The organism is Rahnella sp. BIGb0236 (assembly GCF_004364755.1).
GTDB classification, from domain to species: Bacteria; Pseudomonadota; Gammaproteobacteria; order Enterobacterales; family Enterobacteriaceae; genus Rahnella; species Rahnella victoriana.
The window spans coordinates 83,009-98,335 of sequence record NZ_SOAO01000001.1; the positions used below are offsets into that span (position 1 = coordinate 83,009).

23 protein-coding genes are annotated in these 15,327 nt (G+C 51.3%); 11 read left to right on the forward strand and 12 right to left on the reverse strand.

The window, feature by feature from the left end; translation table 11 throughout:
* Positions 1-123: 123 nt before the first annotated feature.
* Entirely contained in the window at positions 124-831 is a 708-nt protein-coding gene (locus EDF78_RS00370; RefSeq protein ID WP_133822218.1) for a hypothetical protein, read from the reverse strand.
* 217 nt (positions 832-1,048) lie between these two features.
* On the opposite strand from EDF78_RS00370, the gene EDF78_RS00375 reads away from it, so the two are divergent.
* Together EDF78_RS00375 and EDF78_RS00380 are read left to right on the forward strand one after the other, a co-directional pair.
* Complete coding sequence (locus EDF78_RS00375; RefSeq protein WP_095925676.1) at positions 1,049-1,816, forward strand: basic amino acid ABC transporter substrate-binding protein; 768 nt, start codon at positions 1,049-1,051, stop codon at positions 1,814-1,816.
* 61 nt (positions 1,817-1,877) lie between these two features.
* Entirely contained in the window at positions 1,878-2,642 is a 765-nt protein-coding gene (locus EDF78_RS00380) for an amino acid ABC transporter permease (RefSeq protein WP_133822219.1), read from the forward strand.
* 131 nt (positions 2,643-2,773) lie between these two features.
* Here the strand turns inward: EDF78_RS00380 and EDF78_RS00385 are convergent, their stop codons facing one another.
* From EDF78_RS00385 to EDF78_RS00435, 11 genes are all read right to left on the reverse strand, one after another.
* Positions 2,774-3,898: a phage integrase Arm DNA-binding domain-containing protein gene (locus tag EDF78_RS00385; protein WP_133822220.1), complete on the reverse strand. Its 1,125-nt coding sequence runs from the start codon at positions 3,896-3,898 to the stop codon at positions 2,774-2,776.
* On the reverse strand, positions 3,882-4,124 hold the full coding sequence (locus EDF78_RS00390) for an excisionase (RefSeq protein ID WP_133822221.1): 243 nt from the start codon (positions 4,122-4,124) through the stop codon (positions 3,882-3,884). Before EDF78_RS00390 ends, EDF78_RS00385 begins: the two co-directional genes overlap by 17 nt.
* 305 nt (positions 4,125-4,429) lie before the next feature.
* Entirely contained in the window at positions 4,430-4,702 is a 273-nt protein-coding gene (locus EDF78_RS00395) for a hypothetical protein (protein WP_133822222.1), read from the reverse strand.
* Positions 4,699-5,364, reverse strand: coding sequence for a hypothetical protein (locus EDF78_RS00400; RefSeq protein WP_133822223.1), 666 nt, complete (start codon positions 5,362-5,364; stop codon positions 4,699-4,701). The genes EDF78_RS00395 and EDF78_RS00400 overlap by 4 nt, the downstream gene beginning before the upstream one ends.
* On the reverse strand, positions 5,361-5,849 hold the full coding sequence (locus tag EDF78_RS00405) for a hypothetical protein (protein WP_243839400.1): 489 nt from the start codon (positions 5,847-5,849) through the stop codon (positions 5,361-5,363). Before EDF78_RS00405 ends, EDF78_RS00400 begins: the two co-directional genes overlap by 4 nt.
* Positions 5,846-6,232 carry a hypothetical protein gene (locus EDF78_RS00410; protein WP_133822224.1) on the reverse strand — a complete coding sequence of 129 codons (387 nt, stop codon included), beginning with the start codon at positions 6,230-6,232 and terminating at the stop codon, positions 5,846-5,848. Before EDF78_RS00410 ends, EDF78_RS00405 begins: the two co-directional genes overlap by 4 nt.
* The gene (locus EDF78_RS00415) at positions 6,225-6,650 is read right to left on the reverse strand and encodes an HNH endonuclease (protein WP_133822225.1); all 426 of its coding nucleotides are present in this window, start codon (positions 6,648-6,650) and stop codon (positions 6,225-6,227) included. The genes EDF78_RS00410 and EDF78_RS00415 overlap by 8 nt, the downstream gene beginning before the upstream one ends.
* Before the next feature lie 12 nt (positions 6,651-6,662).
* Positions 6,663-7,181: an HD family hydrolase gene (locus EDF78_RS00420; protein ID WP_133822226.1), complete on the reverse strand. Its 519-nt coding sequence runs from the start codon at positions 7,179-7,181 to the stop codon at positions 6,663-6,665.
* An 80-nt stretch (positions 7,182-7,261) separates the two neighbouring features.
* Positions 7,262-8,182, reverse strand: a complete 921-nt coding sequence (rdgC, locus tag EDF78_RS00425; protein WP_279586755.1) for a recombination-associated protein RdgC — start codon at positions 8,180-8,182, stop codon at positions 7,262-7,264.
* 1,063 nt (positions 8,183-9,245) lie between these two features.
* Positions 9,246-9,620 carry a zinc ribbon domain-containing protein gene (locus EDF78_RS00430; protein ID WP_208294452.1) on the reverse strand — a complete coding sequence of 125 codons (375 nt, stop codon included), beginning with the start codon at positions 9,618-9,620 and terminating at the stop codon, positions 9,246-9,248.
* Between the two features lie 31 nt (positions 9,621-9,651).
* Positions 9,652-10,335, reverse strand: a complete 684-nt coding sequence (locus EDF78_RS00435; RefSeq protein WP_133822227.1) for a LexA family transcriptional regulator — start codon at positions 10,333-10,335, stop codon at positions 9,652-9,654.
* 100 nt (positions 10,336-10,435) lie between these two features.
* Here EDF78_RS00435 and EDF78_RS00440 point away from each other — a divergent pair, with 100 nt between their 5' ends.
* The 9 genes from EDF78_RS00440 (at position 10,436) to EDF78_RS00475 (ending at position 15,319) form a co-directional block, all read left to right on the forward strand.
* Positions 10,436-10,678: a YdaS family helix-turn-helix protein gene (locus EDF78_RS00440; RefSeq protein WP_133822228.1), complete on the forward strand. Its 243-nt coding sequence runs from the start codon at positions 10,436-10,438 to the stop codon at positions 10,676-10,678.
* A gap of 25 nt (positions 10,679-10,703) precedes the next feature.
* Positions 10,704-11,210, forward strand: coding sequence for a YmfL family putative regulatory protein (locus EDF78_RS00445; protein WP_133822229.1), 507 nt, complete (start codon positions 10,704-10,706; stop codon positions 11,208-11,210).
* Positions 11,211-11,393: 183 nt separating this feature from the next.
* Complete coding sequence (locus EDF78_RS00450; protein ID WP_133822230.1) at positions 11,394-11,570, forward strand: DUF4222 domain-containing protein; 177 nt, start codon at positions 11,394-11,396, stop codon at positions 11,568-11,570.
* Complete coding sequence (locus EDF78_RS00455; protein WP_131693187.1) at positions 11,567-12,574, forward strand: conserved phage C-terminal domain-containing protein; 1,008 nt, start codon at positions 11,567-11,569, stop codon at positions 12,572-12,574. The genes EDF78_RS00450 and EDF78_RS00455 overlap by 4 nt, the downstream gene beginning before the upstream one ends.
* Entirely contained in the window at positions 12,571-12,915 is a 345-nt protein-coding gene (locus EDF78_RS00460) for a hypothetical protein (RefSeq protein WP_133822231.1), read from the forward strand. Before EDF78_RS00455 ends, EDF78_RS00460 begins: the two co-directional genes overlap by 4 nt.
* Complete coding sequence (locus tag EDF78_RS00465) at positions 12,912-14,036, forward strand: site-specific DNA-methyltransferase (protein ID WP_133822232.1); 1,125 nt, start codon at positions 12,912-12,914, stop codon at positions 14,034-14,036. Before EDF78_RS00460 ends, EDF78_RS00465 begins: the two co-directional genes overlap by 4 nt.
* The gene (locus EDF78_RS25500; RefSeq protein WP_166654434.1) at positions 14,029-14,184 is read left to right on the forward strand and encodes a hypothetical protein; all 156 of its coding nucleotides are present in this window, start codon (positions 14,029-14,031) and stop codon (positions 14,182-14,184) included. The genes EDF78_RS00465 and EDF78_RS25500 overlap by 8 nt, the downstream gene beginning before the upstream one ends.
* Positions 14,184-14,939 carry a hypothetical protein gene (locus EDF78_RS00470; protein ID WP_133822233.1) on the forward strand — a complete coding sequence of 252 codons (756 nt, stop codon included), beginning with the start codon at positions 14,184-14,186 and terminating at the stop codon, positions 14,937-14,939. The genes EDF78_RS25500 and EDF78_RS00470 overlap by 1 nt, the downstream gene beginning before the upstream one ends.
* A gap of 5 nt (positions 14,940-14,944) precedes the next feature.
* Positions 14,945-15,319 carry a RusA family crossover junction endodeoxyribonuclease gene (locus EDF78_RS00475; RefSeq protein ID WP_133822234.1) on the forward strand — a complete coding sequence of 125 codons (375 nt, stop codon included), beginning with the start codon at positions 14,945-14,947 and terminating at the stop codon, positions 15,317-15,319.
* The last annotated feature ends 8 nt before the right edge of the window (positions 15,320-15,327 follow it).

Consider the following 15,327-nt stretch of genomic DNA (forward strand, 5'->3'; position numbering starts at 1 on the left):
AGTGTCAACTTATCTGATCGTAGCTAACTTACCGGCGGATAAAGAAAATATCAGAAGAGTGCCATGGTTTGCCATGCCCGGCGCGATAAACCGGGCATGAGAAAGACGACGTACGGGAAGGGGTTATGCCTGCGGGGTTTCCGTCAGATTGGTGACGTTAACGTCCTGCGGTGACGCAGATTGAGTGGTCTGTGACGACGGGGTTGGCGTCAGCTCGGTCACTGCCGGTGTGGCCGTCTGCTGAGTTGTCACCGGTGCCGCTGGCGTTGCGGCCTGTGTGGTGACCGGCGCGGCTGGCGTTTCAGGGGTCGCCTGCGGTGCGGTAACCGGGGCGGCAGGGGTTGTCGTCTGCGCCTGTGCGTCCGTCGCCGGGGCGACATCTTCAATTTGCTTCGGCATGCTCGGCACCGGTTCTGCCGGGATCGATTCTGACTTAGGTTTTGGCACCGGCGTTGACGCGCGAACTAAGAATGTCGGTTTGAGATCCGCAACAGAATAGGTCACATGGCTGATCATATCCGGCGAGGTGGCCACTTCGACCGGTGAAATGGTCACGCGGCCAATCAGCGAACGGGCATAGCCGCCGACCTTGTGTTTGCCTTCCGGCAGCTTAACTTCCAGACTTTCGCCCAGTCCTAACGCACCGGCATCTTTACCGTCGACGGTCACATACAGTTTGGTGCCATCGTCCGTTTTTGTCGGGATGTGGGTCACGGTCACCCGCGTCGAACCGAAATCGAAAGCCGGTGCCTGTTCGGCGGTTTTCGATTTTGCGCATCCTGTCAGGGCGAAAATGGCCGCAACAGCGGCCAGAGTGAAGCGATAACTCATAGTACGGCGTCTTCCTTTAAGGGATTTTTGTGATCTGCGTACCAATATACCCGATCCGGGAGGAGAGATGAATGCGCAAACGGGGAACTCGGAACAGTCTGCCGGAACGGATGTTTCCTTCGTCGCATAACCTGCAACTTTCGGTTGAACCGTTTGGTCAATTTGTGTATTTTTATGCAAATTAATTGCATAAAATAACAATCACACAGGAGTGACTATGCTTAAGTCCTTAATTTTCACCGGGTGTCTGCTTTCTTCCTTAATCACATCTGCCTATGCCGCACAGACGACTTATGTGGTCGGTTCCGGCGGAACTTACCGTCCGTTCGAATATGAAAACAGCCAGAAACAGCTGGAAGGTTTTGATATCGACATCATCAAGGCCATCGCGAAAGCGGAAAACTTTGATATCAAACTGGTCAATACGCCGTGGGAAGGCATCTTTGCCACCCTGAATTCCGGCGACCGTGACATCATCATTTCCGGTATCACCATCACCGATAAACGCAAAGCGATGGTGGATTTCTCCGCACCGTACTTCCCGGCAGAGCAGTCCATTGTGGTGCCTGAAGATTCCAAAGTGGATTCCGTTGCCGCGCTGAAAGGGCAGAAAGTCGGCGTGGTGAACTCCAGCACCGGCGACATCGTGGTGTCGAATGAGCTGGGTAAAAACAGCACCGACATCAAACGCTTCGATAACACGCCGCTGATGTTGCAGGAACTGGCGGAAGACGGCATCGGCGCGGCGGTAGGTGACGTGGGCGTGGTGAAGTACTACATCAAATCTCATCCTGAAAAAGCGCTGAAACTGGTGCCGGATGCGAAATTTGAACGCCAGTATTTCGGCATTGCGGTCGCCAAAGACAACACCGAGTTGCTGGGTAAAATCAACGCCGGTCTGAAGAAAATCGTGGCTGACGGCACCTACGCGAAAATCTACCAAACCTGGTTCGACAAGAACGTTCCCACTCTTCCTGCCAACTGAATATTTCGATAAAACACAACGTTAATCAGGGGCGGCAAAACGCCCCTGAACAAGGACAGGTATGACCGGATTTCGCTGGGAGATAATCTCAGAATATGCGCCGCTGTTTGTACAGGGCGCGCTGATGACCATCAAATGCACCATTATTTGCGTCATTTTAGGCACCACCTGGGGGCTGCTGCTTGGCCTCGGCAGGATGGCCCGCGCCGATGACGGCCCGTGGAAACACATCCTGCGCTTCGCCGTGCAATGGCCGGTGCGCATTTACGTCAGTGCCTTTCGTGGCACGCCGCTGTTTGTGCAGATCATGGTGGTTCACTTTGCCCTGGTGCCGCTGTTTATCAACCCGCGCGACGGGATTTTAGTCGCCAACGGCCTGATGTCTTCGGATTTCGCCCGCGCATTGCGTTCCGATTACGGCGCGTTTTTATCCTGCGTGGTGGCGATTACCCTCAATGCGGGGGCTTACGTCTCGGAAATCTTCCGTGCGGGTATTCAGTCGATCGATAACGGTCAGATGGAAGCCTCGCGCGCGTTGGGCATGGGCTGGGGCAAAACCATGCGCAAAGTGATATTGCCGCAGGCGTTCCGCCGTATTCTGCCGCCGCTGGGCAATAACGCCATTGCGATCGTGAAAGATTCCTCGCTGGCCTCGGCGATCGGCCTTGCCGATCTGGCGTATGCCGCACGCACGGTGTCCGGCGCTTACGCGACCTACTGGGAACCCTACCTGACCATTTCACTGGTTTACTGGGTGCTGACTTTCCTGCTCTCGCTGCTGGTTCAGCACATGGAAAAGCGATTCGGCAAAAGTGATGCGAGATAAGTAAGCGTTAGTAACCGCCTGAATTTACACGGCAAAGTGAATCGACTTTGCCGCTTTCCAAATCCTACATGTCAACTCCCTGCAAAACCCCTGCAAAACTCTTCTGCAATACTGTATAAAAATCGTTCTTCTTAGATAGCCAGAGTAATCCACTCCTTTCCTCTATCATCATTGTACAGATCGGTCATTTTCTGATTTTTGTGACCCAGTAACTTTTTCGTATCGATGCCTTGTGATCGATACAGGCGTTCCGATAATGATCGTTGTTCGTGGAATGATGGCGGGGATCCTTCTGACCAAGTCAGGCCGCTATTATCGCGAACTTTAGCGAATGACTTTGTGATTGATGCTGTTGATACCGCACCACCTCTTTTCGCTTTACCTTTGGCATGGTGTATATGCAGCAAATAAGGGCTGATCACCAAATCCCTACAACGGGTAATAATTTCTCGCAAAGTAACACCCACTTTTTCATTGCGAAGTGAAAGTGGCAGGGCGAGCCTCATACCGGTTTTACTTTGCTCAATGTGTAAATGATCATCCCATACGTCAGAGAACTTCATCTTTGCCAAATCGCCAAGGCGCTGCCCAGTTAATATGGCCAGTAACATGGAGTTTTGTACGTAAACTTGTTCATTTTCAGCAGCTAAATAAATGGTCTGCCATTCCTCAAATGTTAGTCTTTCTCTTTGAACCGAATTCTTTGTTTGCCTGGTGGCAGCCGCAGGGTTATATCCCGGATCAACTTCTCCTGCATGCTGTGCTTCTTTATAGACGTCCATCAGAACAGAACGGACAACTTGCGCCATTCTCCTATGACCTTTTTCTTTGTGCTGGTCGATAATCGCCGCTATATCTTTCGCGCCTACTGCCTTCAATTCCAAATGGCCGCATTCACGCCTAAAGATCTCAACTGGTCCAGATTTGTGTTTCAGTGTTTGTTTTTTAATTTCGCCATCAGAAACGCGTTCCGCCTGTATTTTAAGATAACGGTCGAGCCAATTGGTTACGGTTATAGACATACCCAACTGGACACTTATTTTTTCCCTGATCGTGAACATGTGCTTCATTTTCTGTTCGGCCAGGCGGGTATTTGCCTCGATCGCTATTTGCCGTGCTTCCTCCTCACTATCGCCTAGGCCGTGAAACTTTCCGGTGACCGGGTGCTTATAACGCCAGTAAACCTTTTTGGTTCTGACGTCGGTATAGCAGGAGAGACCGGGAATATTCACGTTGTATTTACGTGGACGAGCCATCTTCGAGAATCCTTTTTAAACGTGGATTATCATCCTTCTTGACTATGGGCATATCGGTCATGCCAATAAAGCGCGCTGACGCTTCGACACGCCAGCACCGCCCAGCTTTGAAGGGTGGTGGAGATATCATGCCGCTCTTTGCATACTTCATCAGGGTTGGCCTGCTTGGTATTGGATCTGAGAATTCATCCTGAGCCCATGCATCTAACGTTAATGTTCTCGTCATAAATCACCCCACACGTTTAGTTATAGCCGGCTGCACACCGGTTTACTGACTGACCCGAAAACGGCCGTAATATTTCCCAGCTCGCCACCATGGCATTTTTTCACCTGGTGGCATTGCTGGCGCAAACTCAACTGGAACAAACCACAGGTTCAGCATTCGTTTCACGAAAAACCGCCTGACTAAATGCGACCTCATGATTTTCTGTCTGCCTTAATTTTGTAGTAGGCCTGTTCGAAGCCTCTCCAGTATTTCCAGTACTGGAACCGCTGCTGTAGCCAATGCGGTGCCATATCACTCACCATCCTTCACGGTCTGATCTCTGTTCTTCCACCCAGCAGGCGAATCGCGATACGTTCCCGCAAAGTTAGCTTTCGTTCCTTGCCTCGGGCGTTGATTATCAAAGGTTCGCCTTTGGGCGGGTACACAACTCTGACTGATTGGCAGTCAAGAGCGTGAGACGCTTCAAGTAATGTCGATTTTAAATGCTTAGGGCATTCTTTCTGCACTATCTCGCCGTCCGAGATAACTCCTGCAATGCCTTGGAGCAAACTTGCCAGATTACTGAGATAGTTTTTCATTGTTCACCTTCTGTTTTAACGATGCCGCCAGCGGCCTCGATTGCTGAGTCAATGACGTAGACAGCCTGTCCGACTTGCGCGCTATCAGTAAACTCAACGAAGTATTCAGCAAACTCACCCCCGTCGTGGTCGATGCTACCGATTTGTCGCAGACCGACCGGCTTTTGCGGGGCGGTGGCTGGATTGAGGAAAGGGATATCAGACGCTGCCATGCGCGCATCAATCGCATCATCAAAATGGTCAGGACTCAAACCACCCATTAAGTTCTCTGAACTGATAAGGCCGGTTCGGGTGTCGCAATCCCAGCTGTCGCTGTCTTCACCCCATGCGTCCTCATCACGCAGAAAGCGATACCGGTTAGCGTCACGAATGATGTCATCACCGATTGCCATCGGCACCTGACCGCCTTTCAGCTCTGCAATTTCCGCCTGAGCAGCCAGCAATTTTCGCTCCACTGCTTTCTCTCGATGCAATGCCTTGTGCAGTTCTTCCTCTGAGCCGGCAGCCCGCTGGCGTTCTGCTTCGAGCTGGTCGAGAATTCTTTCCAGCAATTTGATGTGGATTTTAGTTTCAGGAATGAAGCGGTCATAACCCTTAGCTATTTTGAGCCGCAACTCTGCAATTTCTACACGCAGCGCCGCTGTATCTGTTGTATCAGTCATACAGCCTCCCGATAAGCTTTGCTGGCGCTGAGCGCCTGTTTGTAACTGGCCTTGGCTTCTTTCTGGGTATTACACCATTCACCGGCAGCGCGGTGGGAAACCATTCGGAATTTCCCGTCGTTTGGATGCCACGAACCGTATTCAATTTCCGGCACGTCAATACCCAGCCACTCAGCAAACGAGTGGCCATAATCAGCAGCCAGATATTCTTCGTACCGGGTGCGTTTCTTCGGCGCTGGCAGTGCTGCAATTGCGATCTCTTGGCCAGCATCCGTAACGTGATAAACGACATCATTTTCTGCGCAGAAAGACGGCGCGGCGCGGGAAGTCATCAGGCCAGCAGCAACCAGAGATTCCAGGTCGGCACTGTCGCTGTGACCGCTGCTGGCGAGGAAATAATTACGGTATGGTTCCCGGTGATTCTCGTTGATTCCCAGTGCATGCTGCATCAGACCGATCTGATGTTGGGTTGCCTCAGTCATCATGCGTACTCCGCTTCTTCTTTCTGGCGCTCTTTTCTGCCACGATACCAGCCGCGCTTAATCCAGCGCCGAGCCTTGCGCATGGCATCGATATCGGCACGCACTACCTCAGGGAACCCGCCACGCTTCACGGTTTTGGGCTTCGTTCCTTCGTAACCCTGCTCTTCACCAATTTCGAATATTTCTGACCGGTAATAGGCCAGCCATTCAGCGCGGCAGCACTGAGGACAGGGAATGTCACCGCCGTTGTCGAGATAGCCCTCGAACCCGCTGTCTGCATCCCACAGCTCGCCATCGATGCACACGCTATCGGGATAGTGCGCACCAAATTCGTAACCTTGATAACCGCAACTTGCCGGTACCTTTTCTGTTGTGCTTTTAGTCATGATGTCCTGCCTTCTGTACGCATTGCTCAAACCAAAAAACGATAGGTGAAGCAGTTACCTGCACCTGCCCAAATCTTTCAGCCGTGCGGAAATTGACGCTGTACTGTCGTGCTCTGTCCGCTTGTGCGGCGATGTTTTCCCTGAAATCTTCCAGACTAAACGTCGATTTGAATAAGTTGCATGGCGCACATGCCGGGAAAAGATTCTCCTGCACATCGTTTTCAGGCTTCCAGTGCTCACCGCTGTAAATAATTTTGCGTGTCCCGTCGGCGCGCCTTTCTCCGAACTCCCATTTTCTGAATGCTGCCTGGACGTGATCGGCGTGCCAGCCTTTTTCAGGCAACTCACAGCCGCAATAAGCACACCGGCCGCCGAACATACCCCGCAATTCTTCACGTTGAACCTTGCTGAGTTTCATAATTCTCCCAGTTCAGAACATCAGTTCTTCCCAGCGGCGCATAAACAAAGCTCTGGCCTGTACTGGGTTGAGAGGTGTGATAAGAATGTCGGTTGGTTTGATGCCTTCCAGAATCGGCCAGAAATTATCTGCATCGACTTCCAGATCCCGGCGTTCGGTCGCCAGCATGATCAGATCAGCTGTTTTGACGATGGCGCTCATCTCCCGAGGCAGTTCGTACTTCTCGCGGATCAGGGAATCAATCTGGCGCTCGACGCGGGCATAGTCCGGCAGCATGCGTTTCAGCGGGGCGGGGATGTCCTTCATGTACGCCTCAGTGGCATCATGCAACAGGGCTTCGCGCTGGTATTGCGGCTCAACAATCATGCTGCACAGAACAGAGTGCTGAGCCACGCTGTAGAATTCGGCAATCTGTCCGGCAAAGCGGCATTCGTGGGATAGTCCCTGCGCGATATCGCCGATATTGAAGGCGAGCACATTAGGATTTGAGAAATCCAGATGCTGGCCGGAAAAGGTGGTTAACCAGGTCATAAAATTACTCCATACGTAGTTTTAGGTTGAGCGAATCCCTTGCCAGTGACGGCAATTAATAAAATTCAGAGGCTTTTAAATTATCTTTGGGCTTCGCCGCCCAGCGCGGAAATAAGGCTGGAAATCAGCGCGGAATATTCGCTGGTCACCAGAATGAAATCAGCATTAAAGCGCGCGGAGAAATCTTCACGGTCGATGTCGTCATTCTGATCGGCCAGTGTGTCGCTCGGTTTCAGCTTTTTCAGCGTGAAGGAGTCATTGATCTGGAAGCTGACGCGTTCCTGCCAATCCATCGACACCTGGGTAACCAGTTTGCCATTTTCGATATGTGTCCCGATTTCGTCGCTGACCAAAGCCTGCTTCTTACAGCGGATAGTACCGCCTTCTTCCAGAATCGCTTTCAGCTCAGCTTCATCCTGCAAAGCGAACCCAGCTGGCGTCTGGCCGCTGCGCACCCATTCTGTCAGGGTAAGTTCGATCGGTGTTTCCATCGTCAGCGGAACCACCGGAAGAGAACCGAGGCTTTTACGTAGGAGTGCCAGCATATCTTCTGCTTTCTTGGCGCTGACCGCGGCGACCATGATCAGGCGGTTATCCAGATCAATCCACATGAAGGTCTGAGTTAATCGGCTGAACGCGCGCGGCATAAGACTGTGCAGCACTTCGTCTTTCAGTGAATCTTTCTCGGTCTTCTTCAGCTTGCGATGCTGCTCACCTTCCAATTGCTCAATTTTTCCCGCCAGCTCCTGCTTAATTACCGGCGCCGGAAGCATTTTCTCTTCACGCTTAGCGCAGATCAGAAGCTGATGGCCAGCGGTGTGAACCAACTGATCGCCGCCGAACTTGCCCATTGGTGATACCCATCCTGTTTTAGCCATATCCTGGCTGCCGCACGGCGAGAAGACGAATTGAGCCATCTGACTTTGCATTTCTGCTGCATCGAGCGCGATATCGCGGCTCATGCGGTAAATCTGGATGTTTTTAAACCAAAGTTGTTTCACGTTAATCACTCCTGTTTATGCCCACTGCACCGGGCGGAAACTCACACACATAGACAAGGGCGGCCAGTAATGCACAGGGCGTGCTGGGTGGGTGCCAGCGGCCCTTGTCTATGTATGCGAAAAAATTGGCGGTGGTCATGATCAGAACATTATCTTCGCTCCCCCTGATGTTGGATGGTTGAAGAGTCATGCCACCGCCGAAAGACAACTACACACAGCAATTATCGAGGTTCCACGTCGATCTGATTGGGCGGCGGGAGTCGAACCCGCAATCGGGTAGGGAACCCGACCATCACCTAATGCTTGCCACAACAGAGAGAGCTTTGAGCGGGGCGCTTAGGTGGATGATTAGGCCATTCCTAAGCGTTGCCCTACCGGTTTTGGGTAATCCTGGCTTGGGTATCGCCACCGGCTATAGGATTAAGACAATGAGCGAAGTTAATCAGTCCTCTCTCTATTACCCCTCTCAAAACTCTCTCTGTTGTGTGCTGGTCTTTCCCAGCCGTCACTGCCATGAGAGTGCAGGCAGGTCACTGACCAGATAACGCGCTGGATCAACTCGCGGTTGCGGTGGCCGGTGCTGACTGTCATCCGGCTTGTGCTTAAATGCCATCTCGGACATTCACGTTACGTTTGCACTGGTTTGGTCGCGAACCGGCAGTTACTCAACTTTGCTGCCCCAGAGGCGCATCAGCCTGCGCATTCACCACAACGGGAAGAACACTGGGACTGTGGTCAGATCGGGTTGGTGGTAAGTGAGTTCATCAACCCCCAGTGTTCTTGCCGTTGTAAAGCAGTCGTCAACTTCTGGTTTACATCTGAACTTGTAAAGATGGCTTACAGGTTCCCGCTATTGCGATGGTCGTTGTGATGTTGATGAGGTAAATATACTTACGAGTAAATTTAAAGTAAATACCTTGGAGTAAACAAAATGACAGGACATGGCTATATCTTTGAATTGTGGGGCAATTTATTTGAGTTTGTGGAGGGGTAAGAAAAGTAACTAACAATGAAAGGATTGAAACTGAGGGGGTTAATATGCTTTTGATTCAATTGGTTAAATTTACTTTACACCAAAGAACCTGATAATGATCAGAGTGACTGCCAAGGATAGAATAAGAACTCCAACCCTTTTCCATGCAATTTTCGTCCCATCGCCATGGATTTCAACCAATGAAGGAAGGGGCGAAACCTCACTGCCGCAATGTTTGCACTTCAAAGCCTGGCGCTTTATAGGCTCAGCACAAAAAGGGCATTCGCGTAATTCAGATGAATTTACAGATGGATTGTGTAAGGACGGGATAATCAGGACATGAATAATCGCAACGATAAAGAGGAGGAAACCGTAGAGCCACCATGCCCCGAAAGACCTTCCTTTACTTTGAGCAATAAACGCCGGGATTAGCCCGAGCACGGCTGCAATAATTAAAAGTTCCATCAATGATTATTCCTTTAGAATCAATGATAAGTCATGGCAGGTTCGCTATTTTAGCGTCAACGACAACGCCTATAATTTTGCAATTACCATTAATTTCTGTCATTGGCCACTGAGGATTAAGAGCCTTCAAAAATTTCCGCCCGGCGTCCTCAACGTATTTTTTAAATGTAGCTTCATTGTCAGATTCAAGCTTTGCAACAACCAATTTACCGTTCGTCGCTTCGACCTCTGGATCAACTAAAATTACCATTCCTTCAGGTATGCTGAGCCCGGCTGGCGCAGTCATTGAGTCGCCTTTCACGTCAAGCCAAAATGAATTTTCTGAACATTCAACTGTAGTTTCAAGCCAACGATCGATGCTTTTTCGATGATAAGGCTCAATAGCTTCAGACCATGCCCCAGCACTAACCCAGCTTATAACGGGGTAAACACCTGCCGTGTAATTAAAACCGGCAAACGATACATTACTGCTCTCAGCTGATATTCCATCCATCCAGCCTCTACTGAGTTTTAAGGCGTCTTCTATTTGTCTGACGGCCTTCTCCCCGATATTTCTCTTTCCGGACTTGCCTTCAGGGTAAAGCATTCGAGACACAACTGTAACATCGATACCAGTAGCCTCAGAAAAGGCTCTCTGCGTTTCAAATCGCCCTACCAACTCTTTTAGTTTAAGTCGGCGGCATTCGTATATTTCGGAATTATTGTCTTCTTTCATGACTTCATCTTACTAAAAATTACTCTTAGGTAAATGACCTGTGAGTATTGATTAAAGTTTACTTGTAAGTATACTTTGAGTAACTAACTCAGGAGGAAACATGGACACGCTAAGAATTTATCTCAATGCCTTGAGCATCGGTGAGCAACGCGACTTTGCTGCTAAATGCAGCACCTCCGTTGAATACCTTCGCAAGGCAATCAGTAAGAAACAAAAATTAGGCCCCGCTTTATCAGTACTTATCGAAACAAACTCTGACGGTGCTGTAAGCCGTAAGGATCTGCATCCAGATGACTGGCAGGGAATTTGGCCTGAATTGAATTCTATGATCCCAGCCGCCTGAATATAACTACCAAAGGGAAAACAACATGGTAGACCTGAAATCAGTAGTTAAAGCGATGTGCAAAGCCTATCCCGGCGGACGCTCGGCAATGGCTGGCGCTCTGGGCATGACTGAAACGCAGTTCAACAACAACCTGTACGAAAAAAACGGCTGCCGGTTCTTCGAAATTGTTGAGCTGGAAGCGATGGAAGACATCAGCGGTACCAACCACCTGGCGGATTATTTTGCTCAGCGCCGGGGAGGCTTTTTCGTTGAAATCCCCAATCGTGACGAACTGGACCACGTTGATCTGTTTATCAAAGGGGTAAAGGTAGCGGCAAAGAGCGGGAAGGTTGATCAGCAAATCAATGCGTCAATTGCAGATGATGGCGTTATTGACCAGGACGAAAAGGCCGAAATTATGGCTCTGCATCGTAAGCATTTGGCTGCCCGCGATGAGTACGTGAAGTCAGTTGTGGCTTTGCATGAAAGGGTTGACGCCTCAGGAGTGCAGTCCCGAGGCGTCGGCGCATTAACAAATCGTGTGGAGTAATTAACGCATGAACAGTCTACTCATAAAAGCTGGCGTTCCGCAAATCCGCTGTGTTGCGACAGGCGGGGCCGCTGGCTCTCTTTCGTATGAAGTGATGATAGGTAACCGCTGGATCCCCTGCAACTACCAGTTCGCTGCGTGGTGGGTAGGTTATGTCTGTGAGCACAGCCGGAAGGTGAGCGCATGTCTGAAGAAATCCAGAAGCTGGACCGGAACTACAAGGATTGGCGGGGCGTTGTGGTACACGTCGTGGGCTTCGACAGAGCAGGGGATCGCGTCATCTTCATGCGCGCCGGTTACCCGCATGAGTGCGCACAGCCTACTGAACAATTCCGGCGAAAGTTTAAGAGGGTCCTATGAGCGTTAAGTTATCCGCATATGTCTGGGATGGTTGCGCTGCTGCCGGTTTAAAAATATCGGCGGTGGCCATTATGGCGCGCCTCGCTGACTTCAGTTCTGACGAGGGCCTGTGCTGGCCGTCTATCACTACGATTGCCCGCCAGCTGGGTGCCGGTGAAAGCACTGTGCGTACAACGCTTGGCAAACTTGAGGCTGACGGCTGGATCACCAGCACCCAGCGCCGAAAGGGAAACCGCAACACATCGAACATGTACCAGCTGAATATCGCTAAGCTTCGTGCTGCTGCTGAACCGTCAGATTCTGACACATCAAAATCTGACGCATCAAAATCTGACCGGTCAAAATCCGACGCATCAAAATCGAGCACGAATACCGGTTTTCACCCGCCAGAATCTGGGGGGGATCCGTTAGTAAATTCAAAACAAGATCCATCAGATATTAAAACCCCTTGTCAGCCTGCTGCGCAGACCGACGCAGAAGTCGAAATTACTGATCAGGCTAAACAGGTTCTGAATTACCTGAACCAGACCACCGGCTCACGCTATCAGGTCAGCAAATCCTCTCTGGATAATATCCGCGCCAGACTGCGTGAAGGCTTCACCCGTGAAGAACAGCAACTGACCGTTGATTACATGCATGCCAAGTGGGGCGGCGATCTGGAAATGGCCGAGTACCTGCGACCGTCCACGCTGTTCCAGCCTTCAAAGTTCCCTGGCTACCTCGAGGGAGCCAACGCATGGAATCGTGCAGGCCGACCAGCCCGCAAAAACGGGAAGTGGGATCGCGGTGAAGTAGCTGTTGATACCTCAGAGCGTGATTCAGCTTACCGCAGGTTCATCAGTGGCGTTGCGGCGGCCAAAGCCCCGAGTGATTTGGAAAAACTGGTTTGTACCGAGGCAAGTAAGGCAAGCGTGCGCGGTATGCGTAGTGATTTCGCGATCAGCACTTGGAACCGCATCTGGAAAGAATGCGCCCAGCGCCAGCAGGGAGTGAAAGCAGCATGAAATTACGAAGTGAGATAAATACCGAACTTCAGGCTATGCAGGCGAAAGAAGCCCATGAAGACATCATGCTTCGTGCTGACAGCTTCTGCTATGCGTACTGCGCTATTAAGTCAGCTCTTAGTACACCCGCAATTGATCACAAATTTTTCCTCGGGCCTGCAATTATTTTTGCGGATAAAAACCAAGCCCTACATGCAATCAGTGGATTGAAAAGTTTCAAGCAAACTGGCTGGGTCACCTATACCCATTTCACCGGCATGCTTCAGGCTTTCTTCTCAACTGGTGATTCAGCAAAGCTTGTTCTGCTGAATCAGGCCTCTCGCAAGCAGGGGGCGCAATGAGCTATCAGCTGAATGTTGGTCGTTGTGAAGAGGTCCTGCGCGGTCTGGCTGACAACAGCGTCGATTCGATTGTCACTGACCCACCATATGGCCTGAATTTCATGGGGAGTAAGTGGGATTATCAGGTGCCAACAGTTGATCAGTGGGCCGAGTGTCTGCGCGTTCTAAAGCCTGGCGGGCATCTTCTGGCCTTCGGTGGCTCACGCACTTATCACCGTCTCGTTGTGAACATTGAAGACGCCGGTTTCGAGATCCGCGACCAACTGATGTGGATTTACGGCAGTGGCTTTCCGAAGTCTAAAAACCTGCAGGGCGAAAACGCCGGGATGGGTACCGCACTTAAGCCCGCGCATGAACCGATCGTCATGGCTCGCAAACCGCTGATCGGGAATGTTGAGACTAACGTCGAACAGTTCGGTACCGGCGCACTGCACATCGATATCTCCCGCGTTCCGACGGAAGAGGCCCTGACTGGCGGCGCTGGCGCACTTCTATCGCATGTTCGAGATGATAAAGCGCCAGACTGCGCCGAATGGCAACCAGGGCAGCTTGGCCGCTGGCCTGCAAACGTCATTCATGACGGTAGTGAAGAGGTGATAGCTGCATTCCCTGACGCTAAAGGGCAACAAGGCGACCTGAAAACTACGGGAAAATCCCGGCCTGCACGCGTTTGTTATGGCGATATGAACGCGCCGCGCGAACATGCCGCTCGAGTAGAGATCATCAGATCAGCCGCCCGATTCTTCTACTGCGCGAAGGTCACGAAGACAGAACGCGATGAAGGAATGGAACGGTTTGTGCCGGTCACAGCATCTGAAATGACCGGCGGCCGCGTAGAGGGAAGCGCAGGTCTCAATGATCCGCGTGCTGGCGCTGGGCGAACATCTGGCGCACGTAATGCTCACCCAACCGTTAAACCCTGCGAACTGATGCGCTATCTCTGCCGCCTGATTACCCCCGCTAGTGGCACAGTTCTGGATCCGTTTATGGGTTCCGGTTCCACCGGTAAAGCCGCCATTCTCGATGGGTTCAGCTTTATTGGTATTGAGCTCGATCCTGACCATCTGACTACTGCCGCCGCCCGTATCGCCCATTCAGTGAAGGTGATTGCTGATGAATGAATTCCAGAAAATCTGGCTTGATGCCTATCGCGGTTGGTTAAAATCAGTCTCCCCGGAGGGGGAGCTGCATCCCACTGATTACACCGCTGCGCGGGAACATGCTGACTCTGTGCTGAGCAGCCTGCTTAAAGCAGGGGAGATGAACTGATGATCCACTATCACGGCGGACCTATTACCCCTGATACCTGCGCAATGAAAGCATGGTCAGTTGGGCATGCGTTTATCTCTTTTGCGAATTCGAGCCAGATTGGTTTGGCATCGGAAATCTGTCAGTCATTCGCGTTGGACAACGGTGCGTTCTCAATTTGGAAGAAGGCAGGCAAAAACAAAATCGACTGGTCCGATTATTACGGATTCGTGGAGCGTTGGAAGAATCATCCTGGTCTCGATTTCGCGGTCATTCCGGACGTTATCGACGGCGGAGCGGCGGAGAATGATGCCCTGCTGGCTGAGTGGCCACACGGCAAATTCATCGGGTGCCCGGTTTGGCACATGAATGAAAGTGAAGAGCGTTTTATCCGACTATGCCATGAGTACCCGCGTGTAGCCATTGGCAGTTGCGGTGAGTATGACGTGAAATCACCGCTTAAAGCAGTGGCCCGTATGAAGGACATCATTCGTCATGTAGTTGATGCTCACAGCCGGCCAATTACTAAACTGCATGGCCTCCGCATGCTGAATAAGGACATCTTCACCAAACTGCCACTGGCGTCAGCTGACAGTACCAACATTGCGCGCAATATCGGAATTGATAGTGCTTGGAAAGGGACGTATTCACCTCAGTCAAAAGAAACCCGCGCATATGTGTTGGCGGAGCGCATCGAATCCTATAACAGCACCGGCACGTTGGAATATTGCGAAATCCGGGACCGCTTCAACATGCAACTGCAGATGGAGGTTTGAAGCTTATGAGACTGATTTTGCCATTCCCGCCAAGCGTCAACGGTTACTGGCGCTCCACCAGAAAAGGCGTGTTGATCAGCGAGCGCGGGCGGATCTTCCGGTCAAATGCGCTGGCGGCGATTTATCAGCAGTTGCGCTGCCGGCCACCGGCGCTGCTGTCTGAACTGGATGTGCATCTGGTTCTGTTTCCACCGACCAGGGCGAAACGCGATTTAGATAATTTCCAGAAGGCGCTGTTTGATGGCCTGACCCATGCGGGGATCTGGAAAGACGACAGCCAGGTGAAACGAATGCTGGTCGAGTGGGGACCGGTTATCAAAGATGGTAAGGCAGAAATAACGATTACTGATTTCAAAACCGCCGGGGTGCAGCCGGTTTAACGTGTGGA

Excerpts from the sequence above, each read along its gene's own strand:
- EDF78_RS00390 (WP_133822221.1), bottom strand. The coding sequence starts at position 4,124 with ATGACGAGAACATTAACGTTAGATGCATGGGCTCAGGATGAATTCTCA.
- EDF78_RS00405 (WP_243839400.1), bottom strand. The coding sequence starts at position 5,849 with ATGATGACTGAGGCAACCCAACATCAGATCGGTCTGATGCAGCATGCA.
- EDF78_RS00400 (WP_133822223.1), bottom strand. The coding sequence starts at position 5,364 with ATGACTGATACAACAGATACAGCGGCGCTGCGTGTAGAAATTGCAGAG.
- EDF78_RS00460 (WP_133822231.1), top strand. The coding sequence starts at position 12,571 with ATGAAATTACGAAGTGAGATAAATACCGAACTTCAGGCTATGCAGGCG.
- EDF78_RS00470 (WP_133822233.1), top strand. The coding sequence starts at position 14,184 with ATGATCCACTATCACGGCGGACCTATTACCCCTGATACCTGCGCAATG.
- EDF78_RS00370 (WP_133822218.1), bottom strand. The coding sequence starts at position 831 with ATGAGTTATCGCTTCACTCTGGCCGCTGTTGCGGCCATTTTCGCCCTG.
- EDF78_RS00375 (WP_095925676.1), top strand. The coding sequence starts at position 1,049 with ATGCTTAAGTCCTTAATTTTCACCGGGTGTCTGCTTTCTTCCTTAATC.
- EDF78_RS00475 (WP_133822234.1), top strand. The coding sequence starts at position 14,945 with ATGAGACTGATTTTGCCATTCCCGCCAAGCGTCAACGGTTACTGGCGC.
- EDF78_RS00435 (WP_133822227.1), bottom strand. The coding sequence starts at position 10,335 with ATGAAAGAAGACAATAATTCCGAAATATACGAATGCCGCCGACTTAAA.
- EDF78_RS00380 (WP_133822219.1), top strand. The coding sequence starts at position 1,878 with ATGACCGGATTTCGCTGGGAGATAATCTCAGAATATGCGCCGCTGTTT.
- EDF78_RS00415 (WP_133822225.1), bottom strand. The coding sequence starts at position 6,650 with ATGAAACTCAGCAAGGTTCAACGTGAAGAATTGCGGGGTATGTTCGGC.
- EDF78_RS00395 (WP_133822222.1), bottom strand. The coding sequence starts at position 4,702 with ATGAAAAACTATCTCAGTAATCTGGCAAGTTTGCTCCAAGGCATTGCA.
- EDF78_RS00445 (WP_133822229.1), top strand. The coding sequence starts at position 10,704 with ATGGTAGACCTGAAATCAGTAGTTAAAGCGATGTGCAAAGCCTATCCC.
- EDF78_RS00455 (WP_131693187.1), top strand. The coding sequence starts at position 11,567 with ATGAGCGTTAAGTTATCCGCATATGTCTGGGATGGTTGCGCTGCTGCC.
- EDF78_RS00465 (WP_133822232.1), top strand. The coding sequence starts at position 12,912 with ATGAGCTATCAGCTGAATGTTGGTCGTTGTGAAGAGGTCCTGCGCGGT.
- EDF78_RS00420 (WP_133822226.1), bottom strand. The coding sequence starts at position 7,181 with ATGACCTGGTTAACCACCTTTTCCGGCCAGCATCTGGATTTCTCAAAT.
- EDF78_RS00430 (WP_208294452.1), bottom strand. The coding sequence starts at position 9,620 with ATGGAACTTTTAATTATTGCAGCCGTGCTCGGGCTAATCCCGGCGTTT.
- EDF78_RS00440 (WP_133822228.1), top strand. The coding sequence starts at position 10,436 with ATGGACACGCTAAGAATTTATCTCAATGCCTTGAGCATCGGTGAGCAA.
- EDF78_RS00450 (WP_133822230.1), top strand. The coding sequence starts at position 11,394 with ATGTCTGAAGAAATCCAGAAGCTGGACCGGAACTACAAGGATTGGCGG.
- EDF78_RS00410 (WP_133822224.1), bottom strand. The coding sequence starts at position 6,232 with ATGACTAAAAGCACAACAGAAAAGGTACCGGCAAGTTGCGGTTATCAA.
- EDF78_RS00385 (WP_133822220.1), bottom strand. The coding sequence starts at position 3,898 with ATGGCTCGTCCACGTAAATACAACGTGAATATTCCCGGTCTCTCCTGC.
- EDF78_RS25500 (WP_166654434.1), top strand. The coding sequence starts at position 14,029 with ATGAATGAATTCCAGAAAATCTGGCTTGATGCCTATCGCGGTTGGTTA.